This window comes from Sphingobacterium sp. UBA5789 (genome assembly GCF_002418355.1).
In the GTDB taxonomy this organism is placed as follows: domain Bacteria; phylum Bacteroidota; class Bacteroidia; order Sphingobacteriales; family Sphingobacteriaceae; genus Sphingobacterium.
Genome location: NZ_DIDX01000007.1, coordinates 390011 through 403478, shown reverse-complemented (window position 1 = coordinate 403478; position 13468 = coordinate 390011). Strand labels below are relative to the sequence as shown.

Below are 13468 nucleotides of genomic sequence, written 5' to 3'. Positions count from 1 at the left end.
AGACGCTTTGGAAAATATGCGGAAATTATTGAAGGGAAATTATGGTGAAGTAGTTGAATCAGATAGAATGATTATTTTTGAAATAATAGAGGATTTGACGACCGGGAGAGAATTAAAAGGGTAATTGAATTTTATGAGAGAATTGAAAGAAATCGATATCTTTATTTTTAATACTTTACGTAATATTTTGTATGAAAAAGTTCCTGAATACAAAGTTATTTTAGCTTCACAAGAGAGTTTTAAATACTCTTCGGAATACAATATATATTTTTATATGAACGAATTTGCAACTTATCTTGCAAGTAGAATAATAGAAGATACAACAAGTGTTTTTGTGAAAAATTCATTTGAGTATATTAATTTATTAGGGCAAAGTGATAATTGTGAAGTATTAAATATAGTAAATATTGGAATTCTTGAAATTCTCTATACTGAAGAGGCTAACAGCAGAGAGTGGATCAAAAAGAATTTGAGCGAAACATTACAATTGAATTTTGAGGCATGGTCAAAATATTATAGATAATGCCTATTAATCTTCCTTGTTGGTGTAGACATGTAACATGTGCGTAAGAGAATAAGTTATTAGAGCTACAATATCGGAATCCGAGTACTGCAAAGAGATGCTTACTGTCTTTTTGGCTCATAGAAATCACCAAATCCTGTATATGGAAATAATAAGTATCTTTATTAGCCAGTGGGCTGACAAGTGTTGGCGAAGAGAAACAGGAAGAATTAGGTGGCCAGTTAGACTATGGAGTTGGATTCAAGGAGATCAATTAATAATTATTTATGGTAATGATAAAGAAATATTATGTATATATCCTACTGTTTATATGCATATTGTGTCAATTCAGGGTTTATGGTCAAAAAGCAAAGGTTGTAGTCGAAAAAGTTAAATGTAATATAAATAAAGAAGGTTATTTTCTCCGAATAATTGTAACCAAGGGCTCTGAAAAATATATTAGAGAAACTAAAGATTATTTTATGCAAAGTCTTTTTGAGAAAAATGTCAATGATCAAGACGTTTTGGAGGTAATAAAGCAATTGATTCCGTGTTTTGAGGACACTTCTTTTTCTTGTCAAGATGTAAAAAAATATTATCTTAATTCTACTCAGTTAGATTTTCAAGATATGCCTGAGCCTAAAAGTAAAAATTATACCATAGCTGTTGATGCTATGTTTGCTATCAATAGATTAGTATTTAATGCAGGGCTTCATAAAATATCTACTTTCCCGGTAATGTTTGATAGTAAAACTATGAAAGAAGTAAATAGTAATCCTGAAATGGTAAGTTATATGGCTGGGAGATATAAGATGTGGTATAAACTGCTTGAAAATGAATTGGAAACTAAAGGAAAAATAAATTGGTATAGTAATAAAGTTGTAAGATATTTAAATAAAGGTACTGTTAAATGGTGGGATATGATATTAGTCGAGAAAGGAATAAGAGTAAGTCTTTGATAGAATACACATATAGTTTTCATATACACTGATGGTTTTTCCTGCAAAACACAAAAAACATTTATGAACGATGGTCAAGTTATATATAACATAAAATTTGGGGACGGATTTAATAATGATATAGTTAATCTGTCAATAATGATGTTAATATTTTTAATGATGTTTATCTAATCCGTGATAAATCCGATGGACTAACAAACAAAAGGGTTAATATAAGCTAGGATAATAAAGATATTTATGTTTTAGTGTCTGATAAATTAAACTAAAAGTAGAGTATAAAGGGAGGGCAAAAGAGTTTAATGCAAAGAATGGAAACAGAATGTATATCGTTATCAGTGATGACGGAATAGGTAATTTAATTTTAAATCGGGGGATTGATAAACCTATTTTTGATTGATCCAATTTATAAAGAAAATCAAAAGGCACTTAATGGTTCACAAGTGCAAGTCTAGACCCTATGGCGAGTCAAAAGTCTGGAAGATATTATTAAAAGCTGAATTAAATCGAAAGTGGTCTCTATACAGATATGTCTACAATAACCATTTACAATATATTGACCCGGATGGCACATGTACTTATATTTTGAAAATTCCGGTAAAAAAACAGATCATTCAATATTTTCCTTTTTTGATGATTTAAGAAATTTAGAAGAGGGTAAGTATATATGGAATGGAAATCAATGGGTAAAACAATAAATGTGATGTCGTTGAAACTTAGAATTGTCAGTTTGTTTATAGTAATAGTCTTCTTGTCTAGTCTTATTACATGTAAAAGAGGGGGAGAAGGTACGGATAGGCAATTTTTAAGTGTTGTGCATATGCATCCTATCAGGTATACCAATGATAGCATCGAAATTTTGAATAAATTGAATGATGCTCTAAAAAATAAGACGTATTCATTTAAAAAAGAGGAATATATAGGCTCAGCAAAAATAATGCTTGATACAATCCTGTATAGTCCTGATTTTGATAAGATGGTTTTTTTTGTACTTGTAGAAAATCCAGTATCAAAGCAGTTATTATCTGTTAAAAAAGATGAATTTTACTATGATGCTTATTGTTACCTGGCGAAGAGAAAAGAAGGTAATATAATAACATTGAATTGGTTTGAAACATTCAGCCTGATTAATTATTACAATTTGACTATTACAAAAGAGGATATAAAAGACTACTATTTTAATCGATTGTTAAAGGTTAAGAATACAAAGGGGCAACCAAAATATAAATACAATGTTGACGATAAACGCTTTTGGGCTGATTCGTTATGGAATGTAATCTATAAAGATACCATTACATATAATTGAAGAAATGTTAAATCTGACGAGAAGTATCAATCTTCATTAAAGGAAATTGGTAATTCATGTTATTATTGCTAATGTATTTGTTCCATTGATATCTATTATCGAAAAGGAAGATGATAGTTCCTTTTTTAGTTTCATTCAAGAAATAGATGAGAAGTATTTGCACAATCATAAAATATGCCTGTTGATTTTGGAGGCTTTACAGTTGTCTAAGTCAGAAGCAATATACTCCACTTTTAATTTGAGAGATATTGAAGCTGTATATGATCTAATGTTGAAGTATTATCCTAACGATTTACAAATATGGAGGGATGCTATTTTCTTTAATTTTAATGTTCTAGATAATGAGAAAAAGGTAAGAGATATGGTAAGTAAGCTAGCCTGTAAAATCAAATCAGTCTCTGGACAGTTAGATGATATAGGACAGGAATTATGAGAATTGTTTTCACTATAAATAACACAACACAATCTTTCATCGGATTGAGCTGTGTTATTTTTCAGTGTGTATAAGCTTTTCTTACCTAATAATTTCTTATGAGTGTAGTGCATCGAATACAAAGAGTCATGTGGCTAAAGCAAAAGACGCTTTGGAAAATATGCGGAGATTATGGCGAAGTAGTTGAATCAGATAGAAAGATTATTTTTGAAATAATAGAGGATTTGACAACCGGAAGAGAATTAAAATGGTAATTGAATTTTATGAGAGAATTGAAAGAAATCGATATATTTATTTTTAATACTTTACGTAATATTTTGTATGAAAAAGTTCCTGAATACAAAGTTATTTTAGCTTCAAAAGAGAATTTTAAATACTCTTCGGAATACAATATATATTTTTTTATGAACGAATTTGCAACTTATCTTGCAAGTAGAATAATAGAAGATACAACAAGTTTTTTTGTGAAAAATTCATTTGAGTATATTAATTTATTAGGACAAAGTGATAATTGTGAAGTATTAAATATAGTAAATATTGGAATTCTTGAAATTCTCTATACTGAAGAGGCTAACAGCAGAGAGTGGATCAAAAAGAATTTGAGCGAAACATTACAATTGAATTTTGAGGCATGGTCAAAATATTATAGATAATGCCTATAATCTTCCTTGTTGGTGTAGATATGTAACATGTGCGTAAGAGAATAAGTTATTAGAGCTACAATACCGGAATCCGAGTACTGCAAAGAGATGCTTACTGTCTTTTTGGCTTATAGAAATCGCCAAATCCCTATATGGAAATAATAAGTATCCTTATCAGCCATTGGGTTCATGAGTGTTGGCAAGAAAAAAGCAGCAGGAGTTAGGTGGCCAGTTAGATTATGGAGCCAGGTTCTACGAACCGGTGACCGGAAGATGGGATGTAGTGGATCCTTTGGTTGGAAAATTTCTTGATTTGACACTATACAATTAATAATATTTTTATAATGAAAGAAGTAACTGTGATGTTGGAATTCATATCTTTTTTCATTACAAATCTTTGAAGAGATTACATTTAAGGGTATATATTAATTCCGAAGAAATGAAGAAAAGTATGCTACTTCTTTAAATGGGACTAAAATTAGAACGTTAGGGAGAGTGGAATGAAGAATCGTTTAAAAAATCTTCAGAGTGGAGAGCTGTAATAAAGTTCTCAGACATTTTGAGTAAATAGCCTCCTTTTAAATTAGACGGTGCCATGTAATATCACCCTTCTTTGAATATTTACAAGTTAGAGATTGTATCTAGTAGAAGATGGTCAGACTTTGGGGCTGCTCCCTCCCAATGAAAAAATGACTTTTTGGGATGGAATAGTTCTCGGGAGTACTTTGCATCCTGGAGTAAGAGGAGGTTTTTCAATTTGGGGTAAATAAAAATACAAAATATGAAATTGATTGATTTAATTAAAGACATAGACAACATAGACCAAGAAGCTATAATTTTTCAAGAGGAAAAGGAAAATCCTAACTCTGAAATCATACTTTCCTTTGCTGAAGAAGAAGGGATTAAAGAGGAAGGCGGCAAAAAGTACTACTACTTGATAGAAGTCTTTTTAGCAAAAGAGTTTGTAGATGATTGGGTGGCGAGTTTGGACTATGAGCCAACTATAGAAGAAAAGGCAAAACGATTATACGATTATGCAATGAATGACGCGTAAATAACAGTCAGAGGAATAATTCAATAAGATTATTTATATTCAGTTATTCAAACGACACAGTCATGAAAGATAAAGACCTATTCGACTTTGCTTTTTATCTAAAAGCCTGTTTAGTTTTAAAATTTTGGATGTAGGTATCAATGACGTTGAACAGAACCCTTCGCTAGCTTGTTGCCTGTTTTATAAGAAGACTAGTCTCCTTTTGGCTTAAAGAACTCCCCAAATCCGGTATATAGAAATAATAAGTTTCTTTATTAGTCAGTGGGCTTACAAGTGTTGTCAAGTAGAAGCAGGAGTATTTATCTGGATACTGATGGAGGAGGAAATTGGGTTTTATTTATATGTAGTTGATAATGAAAGAAATAAAAATAGAAAATATCACTCTTGGCTTATCAAGCGAAGGTATGAATGTTAGAGTAAAATCAAATAAGGAAAATCTTGTTCTCTCTAACCAAAATATTGATAACGTAGCTGAATTGATCGAGCACAACTTCAATATCGTTTCTAATCATTATAAATTAATAATTGATAGAGAAAAAAAGGAGTTTGATCTCAAGGATATAAATTTTATTAGTATTTCCATTGTCCTACATTATCTTTATATGTATAATTCGTGGAGAGTTATGTATAAAAAACAGGAGAATAAAGATTTGAGATTTAATGAGAATGACTTTAGTAATCCATCTACTCATGATATAGTGTTTAATTATTTCAAAACAAAATATCCAAATGATTGGGAAGAAAAATGTGCTGTTTTATTAGGAATAGAATTAAATAAACTGAACACTTATTATAAAATAAGAGAGCGTTTTTACAACAAGTGAAAAAGGAGCTGTTTATTTAACGTATTAGTGTTTGTTTATATGCTATATAGAGGAGAGATGGATTTAATACAAAGTATCTCTGTTTCTAATAATTTGTTTAATCAGTTATCTAAGGCTAGCATATTTAATACGACTCCATTACCTAATCATCCCTTGATAACATAAAAATCAAATGAATAGATTATATAAAATAGAAGCAGAAATAAACAAAGAACGTGGCCTGTAAAAACATGATATAGGCCAGGTTTTGAATTCATTAATAAAATGCAAACTTCTGGTTCAATAGTACTACTAAATAATGAAGCTTTAAAGCCAGGTGAAATCGGCTAACAAACCCTATTATTGGGTAACTGATTCACCTACTTCTTCAATTCCTGAATTTCCTTTTTCAGTTCTTTTACCTCTTCAGCATATTTTATAAGATAGAGTGTCAGTTCTTCTATTTTTTCTACCAGTGTTCGATTCATTTCTCCCAGCGCAACGCCATTTTTTTCTATTTCCTCCGCTTTGGGGATGTTCGGAAGGTGTCCCTTTTCCCGGATATGAGCAGCCAGTTCATCCAGTTCCATGAGCTTGTAGTCCTTTGCGAATACATAATCCGGCCAGTTGGCGGTTTCCACTTTAACTTCATGAGCTCTTATTTTTCCGTTGACAGAGAGCTTTTCCTGTGGGGAAATCGTTCCTATTCCTACGTTACCCTGACTGTTCCATATCCCATCACCGGAAAGGTAAATATCTCCTTTAAACCTGTTTGTGTACGAAATTTCAGCAATATCTGTACCTGTCAAGGGTGCATCAATAATTGTCCAGCCCTGATAATATGACGGTTGATTGTATCCGGAGAATGCATTTACATAGAACCGTTGAAAATATACTTTATCATCAATGAAAATAACTACTTTTCCTCCTTCATTCGCTAATAAGATTTTAGGGGTATACGCTCCGGAAGAAGAAATCACAGGCTGGTAAAAATAGAGCACATTGTTGTCGTGCCAGATGTAAAAATTAATCTGCAGATTCATGGGAGCTTTGGCGCCATAACTATAGCCGATCAGATTAATAGTAGGCATATCAGCAGAGAGCGTAAACGGAATATTGGTCTGGATTTTAACACCATATTGCGGAATTCCGTAAATGGCGTAACGGGCCACATCGTTGTACACCTGTGCTTTAGAGACAGTTGTCATGCCTATACATAGTAGTAAAATAATAAATCTGATATTATGCATATGGATTAATAATTTAGTTTGGCGATTATAATTTTCTGTATTCTGTGAATATAGTGTGTATTTTGAAATTACAGAAATGTAATCAACCAATTATGGGGTTGTTTTTGCAAATATTACAGGATATAGAGTCTCCCGATATGTATGCAGTATTTACATTGCGCTTAAAAAGTGAGTACAGGTCAATAGGGCTCAGGTATGGATATCTTTACAGTGGTCTGCAAGGATAAGATGTATCTTCTGTTTCTAACGTTCTAAAACATAATTAATCGCATTGATTATTTTTTTGAACCCGAATATTTTATTACCTTTCGTGTAAATTTTGAAATAACCGTTATGAAGATTATTAACCAGCATAAATTAAAAGCATACACCCTGACAGAGATACTTGTTGTACTGGTAATTATAGGGATTTTGATCTTGCTGGCACTGCCTAATTTACTGCCATTGATTACAAAGGCCAAGAGTACGGAAGCTAAAATGCAATTACAGCATGTGCAGACCCTACAGCAAAATTATTTCTATGAGAAATCCAAATATAGTGGAAATCTGGAAGAGCTGGGATTTGTACAGGAGAAGCTAAGTACGGACGGTAAGGACGGAAAGGCGAACTATCGCATTGAAATTGTCAAAGCAGAGCAAAACTCATTTATAGCAAAAGCTACTGCTGTAGTGGATTTTGATGGTGACGGTACGTTTAATGTGTGGGAGATCGATCAGGACAAAAATCTGCGGGAAGTAACTCCGGATTAGTCTATGTGGCTGAAAATCTTTATTGTATTGATTTTAATCCTTATTGCATATCAGGATTTCAGATACCGGGGAGTCACCTGGTATTTTTTTCCTTTACTTTTTCTGGGATTATCAGCAATAAGTATACGTGATTACGGCTGGCATGAGGTGTCTTTGTACAGTGCGTTGAATCTCCTATTTATTGTTTTGCAACTGCTGATACTGCAACTTTATTTCCGGATCAGGAATGGACATTGGCAGTGGATATTCGATACCGTACTGGGATGGGGAGATGTTGTGTTTTTTATTGCTATCGCTGTTTATTTTACCCTATGGGGATATTTTATGTTCTTTGTCCTGAGTTTAGGCTTTGCATTAGTGATGAGCCTGTTACTAAGGATGGGAACTAAAAAGGAAATTACTGTACCCTTAGCGGGATGGCAGGCTGTTTTATTTTTGATATTATTTGTATTGGAGCATTTTAATTATCTATCTTTAAGAGAAATAATTTTACCGAATTTTTATTAACCGAATGTCGATTGAAAAAGATAATACTCTTTTATTAGAAGGGCGTAATTTATCTCCTGAGTTGCTGAATAGTATTCAAAGGAGTGTAGCCTGGCACTACAGGATTATACCTGTTGGCAAAGAAAATGCTGTGCTCCATTTTCTATATGATAAAGCGACGAAGGAAGATGGCTTGCGTAATGAGCTTGAAATGTTGTTTGATTCCGGATTTCAACTGACTGCCTGTGATACAGAACAGATCGATTTACTACTGAATACGTATTATTTCGGAGAACATACATCTGAAGAACAACGCGTAATCCGTTCACTTTCTTTCGATCATGATTTCCTGGACAATCTGATTCAGGAAGCCAGACAACTCAAAAGCAGTGATATCCATATAGAAAGTTATGAACAGAAGGGGAGAGTCCGCGTCAGAATAGACGGAATGATGGTCGAACGGTATGTGTTATCTAAAACAGATTATCCGGCACTGATCAATAAGATCAAAATTCTGTCCAACATGGATATAGCCGAAAAAAGACTCCCTCAGGACGGAAGGATACATTATAATAAAGGGAAAGAACAATTTGATATTCGTGTATCGGTGTTACCTACACTTCATGGAGAGAAAGTCGTACTCCGTCTTCTGAACAATAATGCTGCAAATATTCATATTGATTCATTAGGAATGTCTCCTGAAGATCTGGAAAACTATCTGCACGGTATCAAAAAGCCGAATGGTATTCTGTTGATCAGCGGACCCACCGGATCTGGTAAAACGACAACGTTATACGCTACGCTCAAACACCTGAATAAGACAACTACCAATATCCTGACGATAGAAGACCCGATCGAATATACGCTGGAAGGAATCAATCAGGTACAGTTGAAAGAAAATATAGGATTGACGTTTGGTGCTGCTTTGCGGACATTTCTGAGACAGGATCCCGATATTATTATGGTGGGTGAGATTCGTGATCCTGATACCGCAAATATGGCTATCCGGGCTGCACTTACCGGCCACCTTGTTCTGTCCACTATTCATACCAATTCTGCCTGGGGTACGATATCCCGTCTGATGGATATGGGTATTCCCAATTTTTTGATTGCGAATACACTTAACACATCAGTAGCGCAACGTCTGGTGCGTACATTATGTCCGAAGTGTAAAAAGATACAGGCATTGGATACAGCAATCTATCCGAAGCAGTTTGTGCCCTATTACACACTGACACAACATGCTGTAGCAACGGGTTGTCCGGACTGTTATTATACAGGATTTAAAGGACGTAAAGCTGTTTATGAAATTATTCCTTTGGATCAGGGACTCGCCGAAGAAATCAAGAAAGGTAATACACAGGTGGATGACGAATTGAGAATCAGAAAAATCAAAACATTAGGGGAAAATGCATTTGAACTTTTTGCACAACAGGAAACCACAATAGAAGAAATATATCCATTATTATTTAATTATTAACCACTATGTCCATTCGGATTTTTATCTTATTTATACTTTTTTGTGCCGGATTATCTTCTGTCTGTCATGCCCAGCAGCCCGAAGAGAGTTACAGACGGGTGGAAGAGCGGCTTTATGCATTATCAACTTCAGTTCCGGGATTGCAGAAAAAAGTAAAACTTTCCGTTTCCGGAGTTTCCGTTCAGGAATTTTTACGAGCACTGGCACAGTCTAATGACTTGAATATCAATGTGGACCCTTCTCTTAATTTTAATATTGTCAATAACTTCAGAGATGAAACTGCACTTAATGTTTTGCTGTTTCTGTCTAAAACATACCAGCTGGATATTAATGTGATCGGCAGTATTATGTCGATTACCAAATTGCCAGGCGCCAGACCTGTCTTTAAGGTCAGAGATCCGGACATTTCATATAATGTAAACAACGAATCACTGACTTATAATCTACAGAATGATACCCTTACCCGGGTAGCGCAGAAGATCAGTTCGATTTCAAATAAGAATGTTATTGTGCCCGTCAGCCTTAATGGTAAGTTGGTGTCAGGGTATATGGCGGAAGCCCCTTTTGAGACTGCAGTTGAAAAACTGGCATATGCCAATAGCCTGAAGTATAAAAAGACCAATGATAATGTCTATGTCTTAGAAAATCTGATACCGGGTGAAGAAGTATTTATCAATGATGACCGTCAGACGGATATACGTTTCAGACCCGGAGCACAACAGGTACAGGGAGCAGGGGGGATGAATGTGATGGGAGGTGGCAACACCGGTGCAAATAATTATGCTGTATATGGTAAAAGCAATGGAGACAAAGGTAAACTGTTTACGATACAAGCCTCTAATACTCCTATTGGTGAACTGATAAAACGTGCATCTGAAGATGCCAATGTCGATTACTTCCTTTACAGTCAGATTGACGGTAATATTACGACAAATGTAAAAAATATCAGCTTTGATCAGTTTTTGAGCTCGATTTTTCAGGGTACACCGTATACGTACCGAGTAGATAATGGTATTTATCTGATCGGAAACCGTAAGAATGAAGGATTGCGTACAAGTAAGATTATCCAGTTGCAGCATCGTTCTATTGATACGATGATGACCATGATTCCTATGGAATGGAAACGAGACGTTGAAATTAAAGAATTCAGAGAACAGAATATGTTACTGCTTTCAGGTTCTTCTCCCCAGATTACAGAGATCGAAGCTTACATCCACAAACTGGACAAGATCGTACCGATGGTACTGATAGAGGTTACCTTATTGGATATTAATAAAGGTAATACAGTGAAGACAGGGATAAAAATGGGAGTAGCAGATTCCATTCCGCAAACGGGAGGCTCTTTATTTTCAGCACTAGATTTTACTTTTGGTGCAGGTTCCATTAACCGGTTCTTATCCTTTCTGGGAAAAAATAACTCCTTTAATCTGGGAAGGGTCACGCCCAATTTTTATGTGACATTAAGTGCACTCGAAGCGAACAAAAATGTAGAGATGCGATCCATTCCCAAGTTGTCTACACTCAATGGACACCAGGCAAAACTCAGTATAGGAAGTAAACGCTATTATAAAACTACTACTCAAAATGTAATTCCTTCCCTACAGACAACAACGGTTACTACGGAGCAATTTACACCGGTAGAGGCCAATATGAATATTGATATAAAGCCTATTATATCCGGAGATGATCAGATAACACTCAAAATCACAGTAGATATATCTGATTTCGTAGGAACAGTAAAAGATGGTCAGCCCCCACCCACATCTACAAGCAAGTTTGAATCTATAATACGGGCCAGAAATGAAGATATGATTGTGTTGGGAGGTATAGAACGTACAGAGAATAGCAGCAGTGGAAGTGGTGTGCCTTTGCTTTCACGGATTCCCGTACTAAAATGGCTGTTCAGCAGCCGTGAAAAAACTACTAATAAAGTCGTTTCTGTAGTGTTTATCAAACCAACAATTATTTATTAACGACAGTGAATCTACCTGCATTTATCCGACAATTCTATCAGCTCCAGTCCTGTTATGGTATAACTTATGCTCGGGAAGGAGATCAGGTGCGTTTGGAATATTGCAGATTGCAGTTAGAAAAGGATAGTCTGCACATTGCGGAGACAGGTATGGCTGCCGGTTGGCAGGAGCTTTCGGAGAAACTGCAGCCTAAGCTGCCGATAGCACTGCAGCTGGGAGGGAAACAGGTACTTGTCAAGGAGGTAAATTATACAACCGAAATAGGCACAGCAGAGATATTGGAAATCTTTCCTAATTTTTCGGAAGAATCCTTTTATTACTCTGTACATAAAGGGCAGCATATGAGCTGGATTGCATTGGTACGGAGGAATGTGGTAGATCAGTTGATCGAGGAAATCGCGGCCTCCGGCAATGAAGTGGTACAGCTTTACATTGGGCCTTTTGTATATAACGCTGTTCTGTCGCAGATCAACAAATATAACGGGCACTATATAGTCGATGGACATACGATTCAGATTGACAAAGAGACCAAAGAATGGCTTTCTTACAGCTACTCCAGAGATGCTATCGAAAAATATACTACAAAGATAGGTACACAGGTTATAGATCAGCGATATCTGGGGGCCTATGCCGCAGGTTTCTCCTGTCTGATGTATGACTATCTGGAAGAAGACTATACTGTATCCGTAAATTCTGTAAACTCAGATTACGTTGAGCTGCGGGAGAAAATCCGATTCAATAAAAATCTGCTACTTATTATCGGTTTACTTTTTACTTTATTGGCATTGAATGCTGTTGTTTTCTCTTATTATTACGGACGTAATCAGGAACTCGAATCACAAGTTACAGCTCAGCAGAGCACAGTGACCGATATCAGTAAGCTGCAAAAAAGAATAGAAGTACAGGAGCAGAAAATAAAAGCACTGGGTTGGAATGGAGGTGTGCACCAATCCTGGTTGCTGGATCAGATAGGACAGTCCCTGCAGGATTTTTCAGCAATTGTTATCTCTGGTATAGCTATTAATCCGGTATCTGATAGTAAAAATGAAATCAATGATATAAATCTGTCTCAGCGTATACTCGTAAAAGGACAGTGTCTGTCACTGTCACAGCTCAATGCCTGGATCCGGCATCTGGAGCGGAAGGGATGGATAGAAAAAGTCTCTATAGAGCAGTTTGGAGCAGGCCAGGATCAGATTAATCCTTTATTTACTTTACAGATTCAGTTTAACGACCATGTGGAATAAGCTATCTTACCATAAGAAAAATAAGCTGCTATATAGTGCTGCGGCAGTAGCTTTTGTTATCTGCTGGATCTTTGCCTTTAGCAAGACATGGAATGCGTATTCTCTGAATAACAGACTGGAACAACAGATCGGGACAGGAACAGATAATAGTAAGGCAAGCAAGAATATGATCCTTAAAAGTCGTGTTCTGGATAGTTTAGTGTCCCGATACAGTAAAGACTCTGTACAATGGAATGATAATTTTATAATGAATGCCAGTAAAGGTATGACCGACCCCGGAATAAGCCTTTCTTATACTAACTCTGCTACAGGAAAGCGTAGTAATGATGCCGACACTATAGCGCTTCGCAAAACCATTATGGTGAGCGGAACATACAAAGGACTGGTGCAGCAGCTACAAGCACTGGAAGTCCTTCCCGAGCTGGGACTGCTGTCAAGAGTGACCCTCAAAACCAAAGATTCCCGATACGATCAGGATGCCACTACTATTCAGACAGAACTGGAATTTAGGGTGGTAAGGTAAAACTTTATAGTTTTTGTGCTGATATTTTAAATTTAACATATTGTTTTTATTGCTTTAAGTAGTA

General features: G+C 35.4%; 15 protein-coding genes. 14 read left to right on the top strand and 1 reads right to left on the bottom strand.

Features of this window, described 5'->3' with window-relative positions; translation table 11 throughout:
• Positions 1-133 precede the first annotated feature (133 nt).
• The 8 genes from B4B65_RS19120 (at position 134) to B4B65_RS19085 (ending at position 5716) form a co-directional block, all read left to right on the top strand.
• The gene (locus B4B65_RS19120) at positions 134-523 is read left to right on the top strand and encodes a DUF7674 family protein (RefSeq protein ID WP_293917956.1); all 390 of its coding nucleotides are present in this window, start codon (positions 134-136) and stop codon (positions 521-523) included.
• Positions 524-795: 272 nt separating this feature from the next.
• A complete protein-coding gene (locus B4B65_RS19115) occupies positions 796-1461 on the top strand; it encodes a hypothetical protein (RefSeq protein WP_293917954.1) in 666 nt (221 codons plus the stop codon).
• A 664-nt stretch (positions 1462-2125) separates the two neighbouring features.
• Positions 2126-2764 (top strand): hypothetical protein, encoded by a 639-nt coding sequence (locus B4B65_RS19110; RefSeq protein ID WP_293917952.1) that lies wholly within the window; start codon positions 2126-2128, stop codon positions 2762-2764.
• A gap of 531 nt (positions 2765-3295) precedes the next feature.
• Positions 3296-3451: a hypothetical protein gene (locus tag B4B65_RS19105; protein ID WP_293917950.1), complete on the top strand. Its 156-nt coding sequence runs from the start codon at positions 3296-3298 to the stop codon at positions 3449-3451.
• A gap of 9 nt (positions 3452-3460) precedes the next feature.
• Entirely contained in the window at positions 3461-3850 is a 390-nt protein-coding gene (locus B4B65_RS19100) for a DUF7674 family protein (RefSeq protein ID WP_293917948.1), read from the top strand.
• Positions 3851-4034: 184 nt separating this feature from the next.
• On the top strand, positions 4035-4169 hold the full coding sequence (locus B4B65_RS19095) for a hypothetical protein (RefSeq protein ID WP_293917946.1): 135 nt from the start codon (positions 4035-4037) through the stop codon (positions 4167-4169).
• Between the two features lie 450 nt (positions 4170-4619).
• A complete protein-coding gene (locus tag B4B65_RS19090; RefSeq protein ID WP_293917944.1) occupies positions 4620-4892 on the top strand; it encodes a hypothetical protein in 273 nt (90 codons plus the stop codon).
• A 353-nt stretch (positions 4893-5245) separates the two neighbouring features.
• Complete coding sequence (locus B4B65_RS19085) at positions 5246-5716, top strand: hypothetical protein (RefSeq protein WP_293917942.1); 471 nt, start codon at positions 5246-5248, stop codon at positions 5714-5716.
• A gap of 359 nt (positions 5717-6075) precedes the next feature.
• On the opposite strand, the gene B4B65_RS19080 is transcribed toward B4B65_RS19085, so the two are convergent.
• Positions 6076-6945: a hypothetical protein gene (locus B4B65_RS19080; RefSeq protein WP_293917940.1), complete on the bottom strand. Its 870-nt coding sequence runs from the start codon at positions 6943-6945 to the stop codon at positions 6076-6078.
• Between the two features lie 333 nt (positions 6946-7278).
• Here B4B65_RS19080 and B4B65_RS19075 point away from each other — a divergent pair, with 333 nt between their 5' ends.
• The 6 genes from B4B65_RS19075 to B4B65_RS19050 are packed head-to-tail and all read left to right on the top strand — an operon-like array spanning position 7279 to position 13404.
• A complete protein-coding gene (locus B4B65_RS19075; protein WP_201678498.1) occupies positions 7279-7695 on the top strand; it encodes a type IV pilin protein in 417 nt (138 codons plus the stop codon).
• 3 nt (positions 7696-7698) lie between these two features.
• Positions 7699-8202 carry a hypothetical protein gene (locus B4B65_RS19070; protein WP_293917938.1) on the top strand — a complete coding sequence of 168 codons (504 nt, stop codon included), beginning with the start codon at positions 7699-7701 and terminating at the stop codon, positions 8200-8202.
• 4 nt (positions 8203-8206) lie between these two features.
• Positions 8207-9661 carry a GspE/PulE family protein gene (locus B4B65_RS19065; protein ID WP_293917936.1) on the top strand — a complete coding sequence of 485 codons (1455 nt, stop codon included), beginning with the start codon at positions 8207-8209 and terminating at the stop codon, positions 9659-9661.
• A gap of 5 nt (positions 9662-9666) precedes the next feature.
• Positions 9667-11634, top strand: a complete 1968-nt coding sequence (locus tag B4B65_RS19060; protein ID WP_293917934.1) for a secretin and TonB N-terminal domain-containing protein — start codon at positions 9667-9669, stop codon at positions 11632-11634.
• 5 nt (positions 11635-11639) lie between these two features.
• On the top strand, positions 11640-12881 hold the full coding sequence (locus B4B65_RS19055) for a hypothetical protein (protein ID WP_293917932.1): 1242 nt from the start codon (positions 11640-11642) through the stop codon (positions 12879-12881).
• Positions 12871-13404, top strand: coding sequence for a hypothetical protein (locus B4B65_RS19050; protein ID WP_293917930.1), 534 nt, complete (start codon positions 12871-12873; stop codon positions 13402-13404). Before B4B65_RS19055 ends, B4B65_RS19050 begins: the two co-directional genes overlap by 11 nt.
• The last annotated feature ends 64 nt before the right edge of the window (positions 13405-13468 follow it).